This window comes from Burkholderia sp. 8Y, from assembly GCF_902506145.1.
Classification (GTDB): domain Bacteria; phylum Pseudomonadota; class Gammaproteobacteria; order Burkholderiales; family Burkholderiaceae; genus Caballeronia.
Genome location: NZ_LR733520.1, coordinates 2421767 through 2442569, shown reverse-complemented (window position 1 = coordinate 2442569; position 20803 = coordinate 2421767). Strand labels below are relative to the sequence as shown.

At 62.6% G+C, this 20803-nt stretch carries 16 protein-coding genes and 1 rRNA gene; 11 read left to right on the top strand and 6 right to left on the bottom strand.

What is annotated here, in order from left to right; translation table 11 throughout:
• Window positions 1–11: 11 nt before the first annotated feature.
• The 4 genes from paaK to paaN all read right to left on the bottom strand — a co-directional run bounded on the left by paaK (window position 12) and on the right by paaN (window position 4472).
• Window positions 12–1316: a phenylacetate--CoA ligase PaaK gene (paaK, locus tag GV035_RS21990; RefSeq protein WP_159837051.1), complete on the bottom strand. Its 1305-nt coding sequence runs from the start codon at window positions 1314–1316 to the stop codon at window positions 12–14.
• 76 nt (window positions 1317–1392) lie between these two features.
• Window positions 1393–1779 (bottom strand): hydroxyphenylacetyl-CoA thioesterase PaaI, encoded by a 387-nt coding sequence (paaI, locus tag GV035_RS21985; protein ID WP_236572760.1) that lies wholly within the window; start codon window positions 1777–1779, stop codon window positions 1393–1395.
• Between the two features lie 61 nt (window positions 1780–1840).
• Entirely contained in the window at window positions 1841–2632 is a 792-nt protein-coding gene (gene paaG / locus GV035_RS21980; RefSeq protein WP_159837050.1) for a 2-(1,2-epoxy-1,2-dihydrophenyl)acetyl-CoA isomerase PaaG, read from the bottom strand.
• A 130-nt stretch (window positions 2633–2762) separates the two neighbouring features.
• A complete protein-coding gene (paaN, locus tag GV035_RS21975; RefSeq protein WP_159837049.1) occupies window positions 2763–4472 on the bottom strand; it encodes a phenylacetic acid degradation protein PaaN in 1710 nt (569 codons plus the stop codon).
• Window positions 4473–4609: 137 nt separating this feature from the next.
• Here paaN and GV035_RS21970 point away from each other — a divergent pair, with 137 nt between their 5' ends.
• Window positions 4610–5386: an enoyl-CoA hydratase gene (locus GV035_RS21970; RefSeq protein WP_159837048.1), complete on the top strand. Its 777-nt coding sequence runs from the start codon at window positions 4610–4612 to the stop codon at window positions 5384–5386.
• Between the two features lie 706 nt (window positions 5387–6092).
• A 5S ribosomal RNA gene (rrf, locus tag GV035_RS21965) occupies window positions 6093–6206 on the top strand.
• Window positions 6207–6295: 89 nt separating this feature from the next.
• Here rrf and GV035_RS21960 read toward each other — a convergent pair.
• Window positions 6296–7486, bottom strand: a complete 1191-nt coding sequence (locus GV035_RS21960; protein WP_159837047.1) for a M20 aminoacylase family protein — start codon at window positions 7484–7486, stop codon at window positions 6296–6298.
• Window positions 7487–7641: 155 nt separating this feature from the next.
• Here GV035_RS21960 and GV035_RS21955 point away from each other — a divergent pair, with 155 nt between their 5' ends.
• Window positions 7642–9723, top strand: coding sequence for a molybdopterin-containing oxidoreductase family protein (locus tag GV035_RS21955; protein ID WP_159837046.1), 2082 nt, complete (start codon window positions 7642–7644; stop codon window positions 9721–9723).
• A 127-nt stretch (window positions 9724–9850) separates the two neighbouring features.
• The gene (locus GV035_RS21950; RefSeq protein WP_159837045.1) at window positions 9851–11524 is read left to right on the top strand and encodes a long-chain fatty acid--CoA ligase; all 1674 of its coding nucleotides are present in this window, start codon (window positions 9851–9853) and stop codon (window positions 11522–11524) included.
• Between the two features lie 137 nt (window positions 11525–11661).
• Here GV035_RS21950 and GV035_RS21945 read toward each other — a convergent pair whose 3' ends face one another.
• Window positions 11662–12837 carry a porin gene (locus GV035_RS21945; RefSeq protein ID WP_159837044.1) on the bottom strand — a complete coding sequence of 392 codons (1176 nt, stop codon included), beginning with the start codon at window positions 12835–12837 and terminating at the stop codon, window positions 11662–11664.
• A gap of 350 nt (window positions 12838–13187) precedes the next feature.
• Between GV035_RS21945 and coq7 the strand changes: the two genes are divergently transcribed.
• From coq7 to GV035_RS21910, 7 genes are all read left to right on the top strand, one after another.
• Window positions 13188–13841 carry a 2-polyprenyl-3-methyl-6-methoxy-1,4-benzoquinone monooxygenase gene (gene coq7, locus GV035_RS21940; RefSeq protein WP_159837043.1) on the top strand — a complete coding sequence of 218 codons (654 nt, stop codon included), beginning with the start codon at window positions 13188–13190 and terminating at the stop codon, window positions 13839–13841.
• A gap of 390 nt (window positions 13842–14231) precedes the next feature.
• Complete coding sequence (gene mraZ / locus GV035_RS21935) at window positions 14232–14660, top strand: division/cell wall cluster transcriptional repressor MraZ (protein WP_035510172.1); 429 nt, start codon at window positions 14232–14234, stop codon at window positions 14658–14660.
• A gap of 16 nt (window positions 14661–14676) precedes the next feature.
• Window positions 14677–15630 carry a 16S rRNA (cytosine(1402)-N(4))-methyltransferase RsmH gene (gene rsmH / locus GV035_RS21930; protein WP_159837042.1) on the top strand — a complete coding sequence of 318 codons (954 nt, stop codon included), beginning with the start codon at window positions 14677–14679 and terminating at the stop codon, window positions 15628–15630.
• A complete protein-coding gene (ftsL, locus tag GV035_RS21925; RefSeq protein WP_159837041.1) occupies window positions 15627–15971 on the top strand; it encodes a cell division protein FtsL in 345 nt (114 codons plus the stop codon). The genes rsmH and ftsL overlap by 4 nt, the downstream gene beginning before the upstream one ends.
• Complete coding sequence (locus tag GV035_RS21920; RefSeq protein WP_159837040.1) at window positions 15968–17830, top strand: peptidoglycan D,D-transpeptidase FtsI family protein; 1863 nt, start codon at window positions 15968–15970, stop codon at window positions 17828–17830. The genes ftsL and GV035_RS21920 overlap by 4 nt, the downstream gene beginning before the upstream one ends.
• A complete protein-coding gene (locus GV035_RS21915; RefSeq protein WP_159837039.1) occupies window positions 17827–19371 on the top strand; it encodes a UDP-N-acetylmuramoyl-L-alanyl-D-glutamate--2,6-diaminopimelate ligase in 1545 nt (514 codons plus the stop codon). Before GV035_RS21920 ends, GV035_RS21915 begins: the two co-directional genes overlap by 4 nt.
• Window positions 19368–20798 (top strand): UDP-N-acetylmuramoyl-tripeptide--D-alanyl-D-alanine ligase, encoded by a 1431-nt coding sequence (locus GV035_RS21910; RefSeq protein ID WP_159837038.1) that lies wholly within the window; start codon window positions 19368–19370, stop codon window positions 20796–20798. The genes GV035_RS21915 and GV035_RS21910 overlap by 4 nt, the downstream gene beginning before the upstream one ends.
• Window positions 20799–20803 lie beyond the last annotated feature (5 nt).

Here is a 20803-nt window from a genome sequence, read left to right as displayed (position 1 = left end):
GCGACGAACGCTCACGGTCTTACATTGCGCTTGTCGACCACGCGCCGCGCCTTGCCAACCGACCGCTCGATGCCATTGACCGCGAGCACGTTCACGACCGCGCTCACGCCGATGAGCGCCTTGATGTCATAGGCAAGCGCAGTTTTCGCGCTTTCGAGCGCGACGATGTCCGGCGCCGATTCCGGACACGGCTCGCAGTTGAGCGTGAAGACGTCGAGCGGGCCCTCCTTCGTCAGCACGATCTGATAATGCGGCGCCAGCACCGGACGCTTGAGCAGCAATTCCTCGATCTGCGTCGGGAACACGTTGACGCCGCGCACGATCATCATGTCGTCGGAGCGGCCGGTGATCTTCTCCATGCGGCGCATCGTGCGCGCGGTGCCCGGCAAGAGGCGCGTCAGATCGCGCGTGCGATAGCGGATGATCGGCAACGCTTCTTTCGTGAGCGATGTGAACACCAGTTCACCGAATTCGCCATCGGGCAGGACTTCGCCTGTCTCGGGATCGATGATTTCGGGGTAGAAGTGATCTTCCCAGATCGTCGGACCGTCTTTCGTTTCCGCGCACTCCGACGCGACGCCCGGACCCATGACCTCCGAAAGTCCGTAGATGTCTACCGCGTCGATACCCATGCGTTCCTCGATGGCGCGACGCATGTCGTTCGTCCACGGCTCCGCGCCAAAAATGCCGATGCGCAGCGAACAGGTCGCCGGATCGACGCCTTGCCGCTCGAGTTCATCTGCGATGGACAGCATGTAGCTCGGCGTGACCATGATGATCTCGGGCCGGAAATCCTGAATGAACTGCACCTGTTTCTCAGTTTGCCCGCCGCCGAACGGAATGACGGTCAGCCCGGCACGCTCAGCGCCATAGTGGGCGCCGAGGCCGCCGGTGAACAGGCCGTAGCCATAACTCACGTGCACTTTGTCGCCGCGACGCGCGCCCGCCGCGCGAATCGAACGCGCGACAAGATTCGCCCACGTGTCGATGTCGTTCGCCGTGTAGCCGACGACAGTCGGCTTTCCCGTGGTTCCCGACGACGCGTGAATGCGTGCGACACGCTCCTGCGGCACGGCGAACATGCCGAACGGATAATTGTCGCGCAAGTCCTTTTTCGTCGTGAACGGGAAACGTGCGAGGTCGGCGAGTGACTGCACTTCGTCCGGATGCACGCCCGCTTCGTCGAACTTGCGCCGATAGACCGGCGAATTCTCGTAGGCGTGCTTCAGCGTCCATTTCAGGCGTTGCAATTGCAAGGCGACGAGTTCGTCGCGGCTCGCTTTTTCGATCGGGTCGAGCGGCAATGGTGTAGTCATCGGTGTCTCCTTCATGCTCGCTGTCTGGCGCAGTGTGTCGGTCTGTCGTGCTGTGTCCGCTTGGGAAGCGATCCCGTCAGGCGGGAATGACGGTGCCCTTGATTTGCGCCGACTTCCCGCGAAACATCGCCACTGTTTCGCTGTCGCGGTTAGTCACGCGGATGTCGTAGATACCGGCGCGCCCGTTCAACGTCTGCTCGACGGCCTCCGCTGTCAGCCGGTCGCCGCCCTGCACGGGCCGCAGAAATTCAATTGAGCAGCCCGCCGCGACCGTGCTGACGTTGTACGAGTTGCACGCAAAAGCGAACGCGGAATCCGCCAGCGTGAATATCAGACCGCCGTGGCAGATCGCATGACCGTTGAGGAAGTCGGGCCGGACATTCATCTGCAGGCGCGCATAGCCCGGGCGCACTTCCACCAGCTCGATGCCGAGCGCGCGGGAGCAGGCGTCTGCTTCGTACATGGACTTGGCGGTGGCTTCCGCGAGTTGTTGAGGCGTCACACGGTTCTCCGGTAGTGGATTGTCAAAGACCTTCAAAGCGCGGCCCGCGCTTCTCCTTGAATGCCGCGACGCCCTCGATGTAGTCGGGGGATGCGCCGAGTTCTCGCTGGACGTCGCGTTCGAGGTCGAGTTGCACGTCCAGCGTCTTGGCGGCGCTTGAACGTATCAGTTGTTTGATCGCGGCGACAGCGCGCGCCGGCTGTTGCGCGAGTTGTGCCGCCAGTTGCGCGGCTGCCTGCTGCAGTTCGCTGTCTTCGACCACGCGCCACACGATGCCCCATGCTTCTGCCTTCTCCGCGCTCAGCTTTTCGCCCGTGAGTGCCAGCCCGAGTGCACGCGCCTCGCCGACGCGCCGCGGCAACAGCCACGTCCCGCCCGAATCCGGAACGAGGCCGATCTTCACGAACGCCTGAATGAAGCTCGCCGAGCGCGCCGCGAGGACGAAATCGCACGCCATCGCGAGGTTCGCTCCCGCGCCTGCGGCTGTTCCGTTGACGGCGGCGATGACGGGCAGCGGCATCGCCTGAAGCCGCCGCACGAGCGGATTGAAGTGCGCGTCGATCAACTCGCCGAGGTCGGACATCGATCCGGGCGTGAAGTCGAGATCAGCGAGGTCTTGCCCCGCACAGAAGCCGCGCCCGGCACCCGTGAGGATGACCGCGCGCGCATTGCTTGCCTCGATTTCCGTGAGCGCATGACTGAGATGGCCGTGCATCTCGCGCGTGAAACTGTTTAGCTTGTCCGGACGATTCAGCGTGATGGTCGCGACCCGGGTGTCGCCATCAATGTGGTACAGGACAGACTTCTCTGACATGGCATCTCCTTGCACACGGGCCGGCCGCGTTGAGTAGTTACCCGCCGATACTAGACGCGCGGCGCGCCGCTTTCCATTAGGCCAGATGGCATAAGCCAATTGCACGGTTTCGTGTGTCGTCGCTTTTTTCCTATGCCGTTTGGCCAGCTTCCGCCGATGCCGCTTTCGGGGCAACATGGATTCGACTCTGGACAACGCGGAAACGGTTGGCGACGAAGGCGGCATCCGCGAGCGCGGCGTTGGCGGCCGGGTTTGCGCCGGTGCCGTGGAAATCGGAGAAGGCGGCTGACTGATTGACGAACACGCCACCCGTCAGATTGATCGACAGCGCGACGCCGCCGCGAATGGCCGCCTCGTGAGCCGCGTGCATGATGGCATCGTCGGTGGTGTAGACGGACAACGTGAGCGCGCCGTGCTCTTGTGCGATCGAGCCGGCGAGATCGAGCGATTGCGCGGTCGAATCGGTGGCGATCACGAACGAGATGGGGCCGAACCATTCCTTCGTGAACTTGGGTTGATCCGAGCGCGCGTCCATCTTGAGGACGAGGGGCGTGTGCACCCGTGCGTCCGGGAACAGCGGATGTGCGAGCGTCCGGCTATCGAGCAACACGTCGCCAGCTCCGCGCGCTTCGGCGATGCGTGCGATGACGCCTTCGTTCTGAATCGCGCCAGTGAGCTCGACGGCGCGCGCCGGATCGGAAGTCAGTTTCTCGACGGCCCCGGCGAGTGTTTTCGCGACGTCGTCGAAGCTCAAGTGACCGTCCGCTGTACGGATACCGTCGCGTGGCACGTAGATGTTCTGCGGCGCGGTGCACATCTGGCCGGAGTAGAGCGCGAGCGAGAACGCGATGTTGCGCGCGGCGGCTTTCATGTCGTCGACGGAATCGATGACGATCTGATTGACGCCCGCTTTCTCGGTATAAACCTGGGCCTGATGCGCGTTGCGCTCGAGCCAGGCGCCGTTCTGCGTGCTGCCGGTGAAATCGATGAGTTTGATCTCGGGGCGCACCGCGAGTTGCTGCACGATCGGGCCGTCGTCCGGCTCGGTGGCGAGCAGTGTGACGACGTTCGGATCGAAGCCGGCATCGCATAGCACCTCACGGGCAATGTGGACCGTGATAGCCAGCGGCAGAATGGCGCCGGGGTGCGGTTTGACGATGACGGCGTTGCCGGTGGCGAGATCCGCGAACAGGCCGGGGTATCCATTCCAGGTCGGAAATGTGCAGCAACCGAGTACGAGGCCCGTGCCGCGAGGGACGACGGTGTAACGCTTTTGCATGGCGAGCGGCGGATTCTTTCCCTGCGGCTTTTCCCAATGGGCTTCTGAAGGAATGCGGCGCAGCTGGTCCCACGCATAGACCACGGCCTCAAGCGCGCGGTCCTGGGCGTGTGGGCCGCCCGCCTGGAAAGCCATCATGAAAGCCTGCCCGGTGGTGTGCATCACGCTATAGCCAATTTCGAAGCTCGCGCGGTTCAGACGCGACAGGATCTCGAGGCTTACGCCGACCCACGCCTGCGGACCAGCGGCGCGCCATTCGGCTTGCGCTTCGGCGGCGGCGTGGATGAGCGCGTCCGGGTCGGCCTTCGGATACCGGACGTCGAGCGTGACGCCGAAGGGCGATCGCTCCTTGCCAACGGTTTCGCCCGTCGACGGTTGATCCAGCTCGAACGTCTTGCCGAGGTGCGACTTGAATGCCGCTTCGCCGTCCGCGTTGGCCGTTTCCCCGTACACTTTGGGACTCGGCGTCTCGGCGAAAGGACTCCAGTAGCCGCGGGTTTCGATGGCGGAAAGCCCTTGGTCGAGCATCGCTTTGTGCTTCGTGAATAGCGGATGTGTCATGGTCGCGAGAACGGAAGTGAAGGACGGGTCAGCCGGATTAATTAACCGACCGGTTGGTTGGTGATGGTAGCATTATCGAGATGACGCGGACGAGGTCTTTTCATTGGGACTTTCCTGAGGATCGCTAGGAGGAGTGCATGAGCTACGAGAATCTGCTGGTTGAGACACGCGGGCGGGTTGGACTGATCACGTTGCATCGTCCGAAGGCGCTGAACGCGCTGAACGATGCGCTAATGGAGGAGCTCGGCGCGGCCCTGAAGTCGTTCGACGCGGACGACAACATCGGGGCGATCGTGCTGACCGGCAGCGAGAAGGCTTTTGCTGCGGGCGCGGACATCGGCATGATGGCTGGCTATTCGTACATGGATGTCTACAAAGGCGACTACATCACGCGAAACTGGGAGACCATCCGGTCGATCCGGAAACCGATCATCGCGGCGGTGGCCGGCTTCGCGCTGGGCGGCGGCTGCGAGCTGGCCATGATGTGCGACATTGTCATTGCGGCGGACTCGGCGAAGTTCGGTCAGCCCGAGATCAAACTCGGCGTGATCCCGGGGGCGGGTGGCACGCAGCGCCTGCCACGCGCTGTATCGAAGGCAAAGGCGATGGACTTGTGTCTGACAGCCCGCATGATGGACGCCGCCGAAGCCGAACGAGCAGGACTGGTGTCGCGCGTGGTGGGTGCGGATCGATTGCTGGACGAAGCTGTCGAGGCCGCGACGATCATTGCAGGCTTCTCGTTGCCCGCGGTCATGATGGCCAAGGAATCGGTCAACCGCGCCTATGAGACGACGCTTTCGGAAGGCGTCCACTTCGAGCGGCGTCTATTCCATTCGCTGTTCGCGACGGAGGATCAAAAGGAGGGAATGTCCGCCTTCGTCGAGAAGCGCAAGCCGGTATTCAAGCATCGATAATTTATTGCGCGGAACCCTTGCTTATTATCGTGCGGCTCACTAGAATTCCGTTCCTTCGCGATTCATTGAACGCGAAGGAAGCGGGAGTGGCGGTTTGGCAGTGAGCTTGTGAGTGGTGAGAAATATTGCAAGCGCGGTTGGCAAGTGAAGAAGTGGTTCAAAAACTTGTTGACACTGACCGAAACGACGTGCATAATCTCGTTTCTCTGCTGCTGATGCAGCGACGCAAGACGAAGCGGTGCTGAGCGAGATGCTCGGTGCGGCGAAGCAGGAAGTCTTGGCGGATTGCTCTTTAAAAACTAACAGCCGATAAGTGTGGGCGCTTGATGGCGAGTGCGGTTGCGGTGCTTAGGCGCTGCGGCAAAAGCAAAAGTAATCAAGAGTCTCACACGAAGTATCAGAGGAAGGTTTATCTGTCTTAGGATGGATTAATCATCGTCAGTACGTTGAGTGAGCGACCGGTTTCTAACGGAACCGAAAACAGTAACAGGCATTGAACTGAAGAGTTTGATCCTGGCTCAGATTGAACGCTGGCGGCATGCCTTACACATGCAAGTCGAACGGCAGCACGGGGGCAACCCTGGTGGCGAGTGGCGAACGGGTGAGTAATACATCGGAACGTGTCCTGTAGTGGGGGATAGCCCGGCGAAAGCCGGATTAATACCGCATACGATCTACGGAGGAAAGCGGGGGATCTTCGGACATGCCTGATGACCATAGCGAGTCGGTCCCACCCCTTCCCATCCCGAACAGGACCGTGAAACGACTCCACGCCGATGATAGTGCGGATTGCCCGTGTGAAAGTAGGTAATCGTCAGGCTCCTCATGCCGAAAACAAAAACCCCACCCCTCAAAGGTGGGGTTTTTGCGTTGGGGGTGCCAGAAGCTAAACGGCTCCGCCCATGGAAATCAACGCGCTAAGAACCGCTCGGCCAGCCGCACCCAATACGAAGAACCAACCGATAGCAGCGTGTCGTTGAAGTCGTAGCTTGCGTTGTGCAGCATGCACGGGCCTTCGCCGTGTCCATGGTCGCGATGCGCGCCATCGCCATTACCCAGGAACGCATAGCAGCTAGGTTTCTCTAGCAACATGAAGGAGAAGTCCTCGGCACCCATCGTCGGTTCAACCGAGCAATCGACGTTCTCCTCGCCGACCACTTCCGCCATTACCTCCGCGGCAAACTTCGTCTGCGCCGGATCATTGATCGTCGGGGGATAGTTTCGATGGAAATATACCTCCGCTTCGCAGTCGTAAGCCGATGCAGTCGCTTCAGCGATCTTGCGCATTCGCGTCTCGATCAAATCAAGTGTTTCAACGGTGAACGTACGCACCGTCCCGCCTAGCCACGCATGATCGGGAACCACGTTCACTGCATCTCCCGCATGAATCTGAGTGATGGATAGCACGGCCGTATCGAGCGGCTTCTTGTTGCGCGTAATGATGCCCTGCAATGCATTTGCAACTTGGACCGCGCTGAAGACGGGATCGCGCCCGTTATGCGGCAAAGCGGCGTGCGATCCAACGCCGCGAATCGTGATGCGAAACTCGTTGCTCGACGCCATGATCGGCCCTTCCGTCACGCCGAAGTGCCCGGCGGGAAAGCCTGGCCAGTTGTGTATGCCGAAAACGGCGTCCACCGGGAAGCGCGTGAAAAGCCCGTCGTCGATCATGGCCTTCGCGCCTGCGCCGCCTTCTTCCGCCGGCTGGAAGATAAATACGACCGTCCCGTCAAATTTTCCGTGCTGCGCCAAGTATTTGGCGGCGCCGAGCAGCATGGCCGTGTGCCCGTCGTGACCGCACGCGTGCATCCGTCCGGGGTGGGTCGACTTGTGACCAAAGCTGTTCGTTTCCTGAATCGGCAGCGCGTCCATGTCTGCGCGAAGTCCGATGGAGCGGCTGCCCGATCCGCGCTTCAAGACACCAACGATGCCCGTCTTGCCCAATCCTCGATGAACCGTAATGCCCCAACGTTCGAGATTTTCCGCCACCAGCTTCGCGGTCCCTACCTCTTCATAGCGAAGTTCGGGATGAGCATGGATTGTTCGTCGAAGGGCCTGGATTTCATCGTGAGATGCTTCGATTTCCGGTATCAGATTCATTTGAACTGCTCGCTGGTTTGAATTCGGACCACCCGTGCTGCGCGCCGCTCGTTCATTCTACGTTGCCACAATTTGAGGGATCTGACGGTCGGTCGCATAGTCGGCGTAATAGAATTCTGACATCTGCCGCCCTTGCCGATTGACCGGACAACCCGATGAACGCCCCCGCTGAGTTCGCCCGAGCCGTATGCCCGCACGATTGCCCCGACACCTGCGCAATGCGCGTCACCGTGAAAGACGGCAGGGCAGTCAAGGTGAGCGGCGACCCCGATCACCCGCCGACACAAGGCGTTCTTTGCACGAAGGTCTCGCGATACGCCGAGCGAACGCATCATAAGGAGCGCCTGCAAACGCCGCTGATCCGTGTCGGGCCGAAATGCTCGAATCGTTTTGAGCCGATCAGCTGGGACGCAGCACTACGGATCGCCGCCGCGCGCCTCGAGCCGATCGCACGCCGTGCGCCCGAAGCGATCCTCCCGTACAGCTACGCCGGCACCATGGGCCTCGTCCAAGGGGAAAGCATCGCCGCGCGGTTTTTCAATGTGCTCGGTGCGTCGCGGCTGGACCGCACCATCTGCGCGGCAGCCGGGGCGGCTGGGCTGCGCTACACGTACGGCGCGGGCATCGGCATGCATGTCGAGTTCTTCGAGGAAAGCGAACTGATCCTGATCTGGGGCGCGAACCCGATCGCGTCGAGCCTGCATTTCTGGACCCGCGCGCAGGAAGCGAAGCGGCGCGGCGCGAAGCTGATCGCGATCGATCCGTATCGATCGCTGACCGCAGAAAAGTGCCATCAACATGTCGCGCTGCGGCCGGGCACCGATGCCGCACTCGCGCTCGGCATGATGCACGTGCTGATCCGCGAGAATCTTCTAGACCACGAATACATTGCCGATCACACGTTTGGTTTCGATGAGCTCGCGGCGCGTGCCGCGCAGTACCCGCCGTCGCGGGCAGCAGCCATCTGCGGAATCGAGGAACAGACCGTCGTCGATTTGGCGCGCGCTTTCGGCTCGACGAAGAAGGCCGCGATCCGCCTGAACTACGGTATGCAGCGCGTGCGCGGTGGCGGCAACGCGGTGCGCGCCGTCGCTTGTCTGCCGTCGCTGACGGGCGCGTGGCGCGAGCGGTCGGGCGGTCTGCTGTTGTCGTCGTCGGGCTGGGCGCCGGTCGACAACGCGGCGCTGGAACGCCCGGACTTGCTGCCGGGCTGGCCGAACAAGCTGCCGCGCAGCATCAACATGAACGCAATCGGCGACGCGTTGCTGCATCCGGGCGACGCGGCCTTCGGTCCCAAGATCGAAGCATTGATCGTCTACAACTCGAACCCCGTCGCCGTCGCGCCGGATTCGGCGAAAGTCGCGGCGGGCTTTGCGCGCGAAGACTTGTTCACCATCGTGCTGGAGCACTTCCAGACGGACACCGCCGATTACGCCGATCTCATTTTTCCGGCGACCACGCAGCTCGAGCACCTCGACGTACACAAGTCCTACGGACACACGCACCTCATGGCGAACCTGCCCGCCATTGCACCGGTGGGTGAGTCGCGCACGAACACCGATTTCTTCCGCGGACTCTCCCGCGCGATGAATCTCACCGAACCGTCGCTTTTCGAAACGGACGAACAAATCGCATCGAAAGCCTTCCGCTGGGACGATCCGACGCTCAAGGGCCGCGGATGGGAAGCCCTCAAGGCGTCGCGCTGGCTCGAGCTCGACCTGCCCGACGCGCCGCTTGCGCATGGCGGTTTTCGCACGCCATCGGGAAAGTGCGAGTTCTACAGCGAGCGTCTGAAGCGCGAAGGCCTCGACCCACTGCCGGATTACCTCCCGCCGTACGAGTCGGCCGAAGCCGCGCCGGAGCTTGCCGCCCGCTATCCGCTCGCGATGATCTCGCCGCCCGCGCGCAACTTCCTGAACAGCAGCTTCGTGAACATCGAAAGCTTGCGAGCGACCGAGCAGGAGCCACATCTGGACATTCACCCGGCGGACGCCGACGCACGCGGCATCGCCGACGGCGCGCAAGTGCGCATTTTCAACGATCGCGGGTCGATGCAGGCGCGTGCCCGCGTCACGGATCGGGCGCGCGAAGGCGTCGTCGTCGGCTTGTCGATCTGGTGGAAGAAGTTGTCCCCCGATGGCTGCAACGCCAATCAAGTCACAAGCCAGGCTTTGACCGATCTGGGGGGATCGGCGACGTTCTACGACTGCCTGGTCGAAGTGGAGTCAATGCATTGAGAAGTGTGGCAACGACAGACCCGAAGCGGTCTGGAAGGCGGCGTCTAACCGGATTGTCGGAACGGGAACGAGCGGCTAGCATCCTGTTTTCGCACGACCATTCGAAAATCAAATAAGGAGACGCCGTATGGAGAAACTCTGGCTGAAATCGTATCCGGCCGGCGTACCCGCGGAAATCGACGTGTCGGCGTACCGGTCGGTTTCGCAACTGCTCGAGGACAGTTTTCGCAATAACCGCGACCGTCGCGCGTTCCTCTGCATGGGGCAAGCGATAACGTATGGCGAACTCGACGACATGTCGAAGAAGCTCGCCGCATGGTTCCAGGGCAAAGGCATGAAGCGCGGCGCGCGCGTCGCGCTGATGATGCCGAACGTGCTGCAATATCCGGTCGCCATCGCGGCCGTGCTGCGCGCAGGCTATATCGTCGTGAACGTGAATCCGCTTTATACGCCGCGCGAACTGGAACATCAGCTTCGCGACAGCGGCGCGGAAGCGATCGTCATTCTGGAAAACTTCGCGACCACGCTCGAGGCGGTAATCAAGAACACGGCGATCAAGCATGTCGTCGTCGCGGCGATGGGCGACCTGATGGGCATGAAGGGCCTGCTGGTCAATTTCGTCGTCCGCAAGGTCAAGAAGATGGTGCCCGAGTGGAATGTGCCGGGCAGTGTCCGTTTCAACGATGCGATCGCCGAAGGAGGCCGCCGCGCACTCCAGCCGGTTGACCAGACGCCCGATGACGTCGCCTTCCTGCAATACACCGGTGGCACGACCGGCGTGGCCAAGGGCGCGACGCTGACGCATCGGAACCTGATCGCGAACGTGCTCCAATCCGAAGTCTGGCTAGAACCCGCGCGCAAGCAGCGGCCCGACATCGACCAGTTCGTCTGCGTGGTGGCGCTGCCGCTGTATCACATCTTCGCGCTGACGGTCTGCGGCATGCTCACCATCCGCACGGGCGGGCTTGGCGTGCTGATCCCGAATCCGCGCGATATCGCCGGGACGATCAGGGAACTGAAGGGCATTCCGATCAACACGTTCCCGGCGGTCAACACGCTGTACAACGCTTTGCTGAATCATCCCGACTTCTCGAAGCTGGATTTCTCGAAGCTCATCGCAGCGAACGGCGGCGGCATGGCGGTTCAGGAAGCGGTCGCGAAGCGTTGGTTCGCGGTCACGGGCGTGCCGATCGTCGAAGGCTACGGCTTGTCGGAGACATCGCCCTGCGTGACATGCAACCCGGTGACGGCCACCGAGTACACCGGCACGATCGGCTTGCCGCTGCCCTCGACCGAAGTCTCGATCCGCGACGACGACAACAACGAGGTGCCGCTCGGCCAGGCGGGCGAAATCTGCATCAAGGGGCCGCAAGTGATGGCGGGCTACTGGAATCGCCCGGACGAAACGGCAAAGGTCATGACGCCCGATGGCTATTTCCGCTCCGGCGATGTCGGCGTGTTCGACGAGCGTGGTTACGTGAAAATCGTCGATCGCAAGAAGGACATGATTCTTGTCTCGGGCTTCAACGTGTATCCGAACGAAATCGAGGATGTGGTCGCGATGCTGCCGGGCGTCTTCGAAGTCGCCGCGGTCGGCGTCAAGGATCAGAACTCGGGCGAAGCGGTGAAGCTCTTCATCGTGCGCAAGGACGAGAATCTGACCGAGGCCGACGTCATCGCGTACTGCAAGGAACGGCTGACGGGCTATAAGCGACCGCGCATCATCGAGTTTCGCCAGGACTTGCCGAAGAGCAATGTCGGCAAGATCCTGCGGCGGGAGTTGCGCGACGGCACCGTCTGAGCGGACGTTGTCGAGCGAATCAGAGCCTTCGCGTCGCAAGACGCGAAGGCTTTTTTCATGGCGCGTGGCGGCATCGACGGACGAAAAAAAGGCGCCCGAAGGCGCCTTTTAGCAGATACCGCTTTGTTACGCGCTTCTTAGAACTTGTGGCGAATACCGACCAGCGCCGCGACCTGGTTCGTCGTCGACGACGGCGACAGGCCGTTGATGTTCGCGACTGCGGCGCGTTGCGTCGAGTCCGTACCCGAAGCGTGCTGGTAGACGCCGTCGATATAGACGTCCGTGCGCTTCGACAGGAAGTAGTCCGCGCCGAGCATGCCTTGATGGTACTTGGCATTGCTCAGGCCGTAGCCCTTCGTGTAGTCGTAAGCAACACCCAGCAACAGAGCCGGCGTCAGCTGATACTTGAAGTTGACTTCGGCGTTGTGGAACTTGCCCGAACCGCCGGCGTAGCCAGCCGGGTTCAGACCTGCACCTGCGTCCGTGCCGACATCCTTGAACTGCGTGTTGCTATACGTCGCGCCGAGCGTCGCCGCGCCGAACGTGTAGGCGGCGCCTGCCGAGATCACTTGCTGCGTGTGAGCCGAAGCGAAGCCCGAGTACACGCGGCTCGACATGTTCGAAGCCGTAGGCGTCGTGGCCGCAGTGCGGCTCGTTGCGTTATTACCGAAGAACGAGTAATTCGGGTCCTTGACGTTCAAGTAACCTGCGCCGAGTTGCAGCGGGCCTTGCGAATAGCCAAGACCAACCGACCAGATCTGGTTGCGGTTGAACTGGCCAGCCTGGCCGCCGAGGCTATACAGACCGCCGAACGTGAAGCCCGCGTAGTTCGCGCTCGTGAACTTGATCGCGTTGTTGACGCGGTTCGAGTTGTTCATGTTGTCGAGGTCGCCCGGGTGGGCACCGAAGTACGTCGCCCACTGGCTGCCGACTTCGAACGCGCCGGTGAAGTCGACCACGGAGTCGTACTGACGACCCAGCGTGACCGTGCCGAATTGCGCCGTCGACAGACCGACGTACGCTTGACGGCCGAACATGTCGCCGCCCTGGCCCAGCTGGCCGTTGAACACGTTGAAGCCGTTCTCCAACACGAACAGAGCCTTCAGACCGCCGCCCAGATCTTCCGTGCCGCGCAGGCCCCAACGGCTACCCTGCACGTTGCCGCTGTTCATTGCATACAGCTTTTGACCGGCGCTGTTGTTCGAATACAGAAAGCCTGCGTCGATGATGCCGTACAGCGTCACGCTGCTCTGCGCATGTGCGGCGCCAGCGAAGACGCCCAATGCTGCCAGAGCGAGAAGCGACTTTTTCATTGATTAGATCTCCAAGGAGTGTATTTGCAACTTGTTTGGCAAGGTCACTGTTCTAGCGCCAGTGTGTTGACGGTCCCTGCCGGGATCTTCTTTGCGAAGGTGACACGTAATGTAACAAAGACGACTTTTCGCACAAAGGAAAAGGGAACGGGCGCGCGGCTGCGTGTGACGTTTACGCAACATGCGCTAAAATCTTGGTTTTTCAGCAGTTTTGCGAGTCGTGTTTGCCCTAATTACAAAATGTGGCGCTCGCGGACGGCTGTTTTCGCATCTTTGACCGGGAGAATAGGGATTGCTAACGGTCCGTACAAGGTTGCGCGAAACGATGACACCAACAACGAGGTGAGAACATGACGCTCGATGAAATCATTGGCGAGTTCGACCGCGGTTTGCGTTCCATGACCGGGGTCAGCCGCATGTCCCGGCCAATACCTCAGTCGAGAACGCCGGTTCTCCTGGAGGACGGCATGATCGCCGAAGCGCCGCAGCTCACGGAGCAGGAGAAGGCGCATTCGGCCGGTCTGATGCGGGTGAATCATGTGGGCGAAGTGTGCGCCCAGGCGCTTTATCAGGCACAAAAGCTCGCAACCGGTTCGCCGGGCCTGAAGGCCAGCTTCGAGCAGGCCGCCCGCGAAGAAGAAGACCATCTGGCTTGGACCGCGCAGCGTCTCAAAGACCTCGACTCGCGCCCGAGCCTCCTGAATCCGCTGTGGTACGGGGGCGCGCTCGCTATCGGGTTCGTCGCGGGGCGTTTCGGCGACCGCGCAAGTCTCGGCTTCATGGCCGAAACCGAACGCCAGGTCGAGCAACATCTCGACGGCCACATGAAGACGCTGCCGCCCACGGACTACGCATCGCGCGCGATCGTCGAGCAGATGCGTCAGGACGAAAGCGCGCACGCGGCCGCCGCGATCGGCGCGGGCGGCTCAGAGATGCCGTTTCCCGTGCGTTTCATGATGCGCGCGGCGGCAAAAGTGATGACGCGCACGGCATACTACGTCTAGCCGTTGAAAGCGCCGCCCGACGCGCTTTGTATGAACATTGAGAGTGCGTCGGGCGATGCGCGCCTGCGGAAACCGTTACATTTCACGCGTCTCCCGCGCCGATGTTCATACTTTACGTTCAGTTCTCTCACTAGTTCGCTAATTTCAAACGATTTTCCCCTTCCTGTCCGCATCAAGTCCCTTCGCTAAGTCCTTGTTCTAACGAGTAAAAACCTCCCCGAAAAAGAGCCGCGCGTCTTGACCGAGGAAATGCCTTCCTCTAAAGTGGGAGACAGTGTGAGAAAGTGGTTGTTTGTGTGACGGCAGACCCACTTTCGGGCAATTTCAAGGCATGCGCGGCGTCTCGGTAGGCATCGACAGTCAGGCAGCGACAAACGGGGAGAAGGGCGAGTGTTCCAAGGGGCGTCGGCGCTGACGCTCGATGCGAAAGGGCGGATGTCCGTTCCGTCTCGCTATCGGGAGGCGCTGCAAGGGCAGGCAGAAGGCCGGGTGACGCTCACGAAGAGCCCGGATGGATGCCTGTTGCTGTTTCCCCGCCCGGAGTGGGAAGTCTTCCGCGCCAAGGTCGCCGCGCTTCCCATGGAAGCCATGTGGTGGCGTCGCATTTTTCTCGGTAATGCAATGGATGTCGAACTGGACAGCGCCGGGCGCGTATTGGTCTCGCCCGAGCTTCGTGCTGCCGCTTCGCTTGAAAAAGAAGTGACGCTGCTCGGCATGGGCGCTCATTTCGAATTATGGGACTCGCAGACGTACGCGGCGAAGGAAGCCGCAGCCATGGCGCAGGGCATGCCCGACGCGCTAAAGAACTTCACTTTCTGACGCGGCGCTGAAAAACATGGCACCTGCGATGGGAAATGACTTGCAGCATCGCACGGTGCTGCTGAAGGAAGCAGTAGACGGACTGATCACGCGCGCCGACGGCATCTATATAGATGGCACCTTCGGGCGCGGCGGTCATAGCCGGGCGGTGTTGCAGCGGCTGGGCGAGGCGGGGCGGCTTATCGCATTCGACAAAGACCCGCTCGCCATCGCCACGGCGCAGCAGATTCAGGATCCGCGCTTTTCGATCGTGCATGACAGCTTCGCTGCACTGCGAAGCGCGGCGATCGAGCGCGGGATAGAACGGGTGTCGGGCGTGTTGCTGGACCTTGGGGTGTCGTCGCCGCAGGTGGATGACCCGGAGCGCGGTTTCAGTTTCCGCGCGGAAGGTCCGCTCGACATGAGGATGGACCCGACTCGCGGCGAGTCGGCGGCCGAGTGGCTCGCGCGGGCCACGGTGCAGGAAATGACGGAGGTGATCAGAGATTATGGGGAAGAACGGTTTGCTTTTCAGATTGCAAAGGCGCTTGTTGCTCGCAGGGCAGAGTCCGACCGTCTTGGGCCTCTCGTCAGCACGCGCGAGCTTGCCGAAATCGTGGGTCACGTCGTCAAGACCCGTGAGAAGGGCAAGGACCCGGCAACTCGCACCTTTCAGGCTATACGGATTCACATCAATCAAGAGCTTGCGGAACTGCAAGTAGTTCTTGAATTGGCACTTTCGCTGTTGGAGCAAGGGGGGCGGCTGGTCGTGATCAGCTTTCATTCGCTCGAAGACCGGATCGTCAAGCGGTTCATGCAGGCGCAATCGAGCGCGCCGGCGGTGGACCGTCGTTTGCCGATCCGCGCGGTCGATCTGCCGAGTCCGCCTCTGCGGATCGTCGGCCGCGTGTTTCCGAGCGATGCCGAAGTCGCCGACAACCCGCGCGCCCGGTCCGCGGTCATGCGTATCGCGGAGCGGATCGCGCCATGAACCGTCTCAACATTTTTCTCCTGATCGTCGTGCTCGGGTGCGCGCTGTCGGTCGTCAGCGCCACGAACAAGCAGCGGCAGGTGTTCATCGAATTGCAGCGGGCGCAGTCGCAGGAGCGCCAGCTTCAGCAGGATTACGCGCAGTTCCAGTATCAGCAGAGCGCATTGTCGAAGACTTCGCGCATCGAGCAGTTGGCCACTAACTCACTGAAGATGCAGCCCGTGACCACCGGCCGCACGCAATACCTGACCTACGACCCGGCGACCGCGAAGGCCGCCGACGCGCCCATGCCGCCGCCGTTGCCCGCCTCGGCGCCGTCCGCACGCGGAGCCAAACGATGAAAAAATCCGCGAAGCAGAAGGACGTCGCCTACACGCCGAACCCGATTCTCGCGGTGCGTCTGCCCATGTGGCGCTCGAAGTTCGTCGTGTTCCTGCTGTTCATGGCGTTCGTCGCGCTCGCGGCGCGCGCCTTCTGGATTCAGGGCCCCGGCAACGCGTTCTTCAAGAAGCAGGGCGAAAGCCGCTATCAGCGCACGCTGGAAATGCCGGCCACGCGCGGCCAGATTCGCGACCGCAACGGCCTCGTGCTCGCCACGAGCCTGCCGGTGAAGGCCATCTGGGCGATTCCCGAAGCCGTCCCGAACGATCTCGGCGCGGACAAGCTCGCCGAACTCGCGAAGCTGCTCGACATGACGCAGAAGGACTTGCGCGCGAAACTGTCGATGGACAAGACGTTCGTCTACGTGAAACGCCAGGTTCCGCTGGAAGTGGCGCAGAAAGTCGCCGCGCTCGACATTCCGGGCATCTATTCGCGCGGCGAATACAAGCGTTTCTATCCGGAAGGCGAAATCACCGCACACCTGATCGGTTTTACTAATATTGAAGACAAGGGCCAGGAAGGCGTCGAACTCGGCGACCAGAGCGTGCTCGCCGGCACGCCGGGCATGCGTCGCGTCATCAAGGACCGCATGGGGCACATCGTCGAGGACGTCGACGAACAGGTCGTGCCGCATAACGGCCAGGACGTCGAACTCTCGATCGACAGCAAGATTCAGTACATCGCGTACACGGACCTGAAAGCGGCCGTCGAGAAGACGAAGGCGAAGGCCGGCGCTGCGATCGTGATCGACGTGAAGACGGGCGAGGTGCTCGCGCTCGTCAACTATCCCACCTACAACCCGAACGACCGCTCGCGCATGACGGGCGAGCAGTTGCGCAACCGCATTCTCACGGACACTTTCGAGCCGGGCTCGATCATGAAGCCGTTCACCGTTTCGCTCGCGCTCGATCTGCATCGCGTGACGCCGAACACGCTCGTCGAAACGGGCGGCGGCGTATTCGTGCTGGACGGCGCGCGCATCACGGACGACTCGGGTTTCGGCACGCTCACCGTCGGCGGCGTGATTCAGAAGTCGAGCAATATCGGCGCGACCAAAATTGCGATGCAATTGCGGCCCGAAGAAATGTGGAACATGTACACGAGCCTCGGTCTCGGCCAGGCGCCCAAAGTCGGTTTCCCGGGCGCCGTGACCGGACGCTTGCGGCCGTGGAAGAGCTGGCGCCGCATCGAGCAGGCGACCATGTCTTACGGCTACGGCTTGTCGGCCTCGCTGTTCCAACTGGCTCGCGCGTACACGGCCATCGCGCATGACGGCACGATTCTGCCGGTCTCGATTTTCCGCACGCCGGTCGATCAGCCGCCGGTGGGCCAGCAGGTCTTCTCGCCGACCACCGCACGCGAAGTTCGCGCAATGCTCGAGTCCGTCGTCTCGAAAAACGGCACGTCGCCGGATGCGGCGGTGCCGGGCTATCGCGTCGGCGGCAAGAGCGGTACCGCGTACAAGCACGCGGGCCGCGGCTACGATCATTCGAAGTACCGCGCGTCGTTCGTCGGCATGGCGCCGATGCCGAATCCGCGCATCGTGGTCGCCGTATCGGTCGACGAACCGACGGCCGGCAGCCACTTCGGCGGACAGGTGTCGGGACCGGTGTTTTCGGGCATCGTCGGAGATACGCTGCGCGCGCTCAACGTGCCGCCGGACATGCCGGTCAAGCAAATGGTCGTGACGGACGATTCGAATCCCGCCACGCAAGCGTCCGCGCAGCCCGCGAACGCGAAGGGCTCGAACAACGCGAACACGGCGAAGAAGCTCGCCGTGTCGAGCAACACGAAGACACATCCGGGAGTCGTGCGATGAGCGCGCAGGCCCGACAGAGCAAGATGCAGAAGGACGTTTCACATGCCGTTCAATGGCTGCGCGCCCATGCGCAGCCCGAGGCCCAGTTGCACGCCGACACGCGCTCGCTGAAGAGCGGCGACGTGTTCCTGGCCTATGCCGTCGACGGCGCGGACAACCGGCCGTATCTCGACGCGGCGCTTGGCGCGGGCGCGGCTGCCGCGCTGTACCAGCCGGAGAACTTCGCGGGCAAGCCGGACGCCTCGAAGGCGCTCGCCGTTCCCGCGCTCAACGAACTCGCCGGTCCGATCGCGTCCGCATGGTACGGCGAGCCGAGCGCGTCGATGCTCACCGTTGGCGTGACCGGCACCAACGGCAAGACGTCTTGCAGCCAGTGGATCGCCACGGCGCTGACCGCGCTCGGCCGGCCGTGCGCGATCATCGGCACGCTCGGCATCGGCATGCCGGGCAAACTCGTGTCCACCGGCTTCACCACGCCGGATGCGCCGCAGCTTCAGCGCAACCTCGCGCAACTGAAGGCGCAAGGCGCGGAGGCGGTCGCCATGGAAGTCTCGTCGCATGCGCTGCATCAGGGCCGCGTGAACGGCACGGACTTCGACATCGGCATCTTCACGAATCTCACGCAGGACCATCTCGACTACCACGGCACCTTCGAGGCGTACGAGGCCGCGAAGGCGCGTCTTTTCGCGTGGCCATCGCTGAAAACGGCCATCGTCAATCGCGACGATGCCGCCGGTCAGCGTCTCATCGAATCGCTGCGCGGCAAGGTCCGCACGATTGCGTACGCCGTCGAGATGCCGGCCGATGCGCCGCCGAGCGCCGACGCCATGCTGCTCGCGAGCCGCGTGCGCGCAACCGCCACGGGCACCGCGTTTCATCTTGCGTCCGACTGGGGCGAGGCCGAAGTGGAAGTCAGCACGCTCGGCGCGTTCAACGTGAGCAATCTGCTCGCGGTGCTCGGCGTGCTGCTGGAAGTCGGCGTTCCGTTCGATGCCGCGCTCGCACGCATCTCGAAGCTCGAGTCCGTCAATGGCCGCATGGAGCGACTCGGCGGCCGGCTGCAAAACGATGAACCGCTCGTCGTGATCGACTACGCGCACACGCCCGACGCGCTGGAAAAAACGCTGGCGGCGCTGCGCGCGATCGCACAGGCACGCGGCGGCGAGCTCGTTTGCATGTTCGGCTGCGGCGGCGACCGCGACGCCACCAAGCGTCCGCTGATGGGCGAAATCGCCGAACGTCTCGCGGATCAGGTCGTCATCACGAGCGACAATCCGCGCAGCGAAGATCCGCTTGCCATCATCGATCAGATTGCCGCCGGCATGAAGGACGTCGCGAAGGCGCGGCGCATCGAGGATCGCGCGAGTGCCATTTTGCAGGCGCTGCGCTCGGCGGCGCGCGAGGATGTCGTTCTGCTCGCCGGCAAAGGACACGAAGCCACGCAGGAAATCATGGGTAAGAAGCGCGCGTTCTCGGATCAGGATCACGCGCGCCTCGCGCTTGCCGCACGCGCCACGCAGCATCGCGGAGGGGGCGAATGACGATGTTCACCTTGCGCGAAGCCGCCGCGCTCATTCCCGGCGCGGTCTTTGAAGGCGACGAATCCATCGCGATCACGCGCGTCGTGACCGACAGCCGCGCCGTGCAGGCGGGCGATCTGTTCGTCGCGGTGAAGGGCGATCGCTTCGATGCGCATGATTTCCTGGATCAGGTGAGCAAGAGCGGCGCGGCTGCCGCGCTCGTCTCGCGCGAACTGCGCAATTCGGATGCCTGGCCGCTGCCAGTCATCAAGGTAAAGGACACGCGTGCGGCGCTCGGTGCGCTGGCGCACGGCTGGCGCACGCGGTTCACCATGCCGCTCGTTGCCGTCACGGGCAGCAACGGCAAGACGACGGTCAAGGAGATGATCGCGTCGATCTTCGCGGCGGCGGTCGGCGAAGACGCGCGGCTCGCGACGGCGGGCAACTTCAACAACGACATCGGCTTGCCGCTCACGCTGTTCCGCCTGAGCGCGGCGCATCGGCTCGCGGTGGTCGAGCTCGGCATGAATCATCCCGGCGAGACCGATGCGCTCGGCCAGATCGCTGCGCCGACCGTCGCCGTCGTCAACAACGCGCAGCGCGAGCATCAGGAGTTCATGGCGACCGTCGAGGCCGTCGCGCTCGAACATGCGTCGGTCATTCACGCGCTCGGCGAAACAGGCACGGCCGTGTTCCCCGCTGACGATCACTACGCGAGCATCTGGCGCGTGGCCGCCACGGGCAATCCGATCATGGACTTCGCGCTGACCGGCGATGAATCGAAGGCGGCCGTCACCGGCACGCTGAACGGCGCGATGGTTCACGTCCGCACGCCGCAAGGCCGCGTCGACATCGCGCTGGCCGTGCTCGGCGAACACAACGCGCGCAATGCGCTCGCGGCTACGGCTGCCGCGCTCGCAGCGGGCGTGCCGCTGGACGCCATCAAGCGCGGCCTCGAAGCGTTCCAGCCCGTGAAGGGCCGCTTGCAGGTGAAGCGCGCGGTGCTGGGCACGCTCGCGGGCGCGACCATCATCGACGATACCTACAACTCCAATCCCGATTCCATGCGCGCCGCCATCGACGTGCTCGCGGCGCAGGCAGCGCCGCGCGTGCTCGTGATGGGCGACATGGGCGAGGTCGGCGAAGAAGGACCCGCGTTTCATCGCGAAGTCGGCGCGTATGCGGCGGAGCGCGGTATCGACGCGCTGTTTGCGCTCGGCGACGCCAGCCGCGATTCGGTGAACGCATTCCGCGCGGCGGCGTCGAAGCAGACCGCCGTTCATTTCGACGATGTGGCCGCACTGATCGAAGCACTTCAGCAAGCCGGGTTCGGACCCGGCGCAACGTATCTCGCAAAAGGCTCGCGCTTCATGAAGATGGAACGCGTGGTGGACGCCCTGACGAGCCCCCAATCACCCGCTGCGGGCACCGCGCCCGCTGCACACTGACTCAC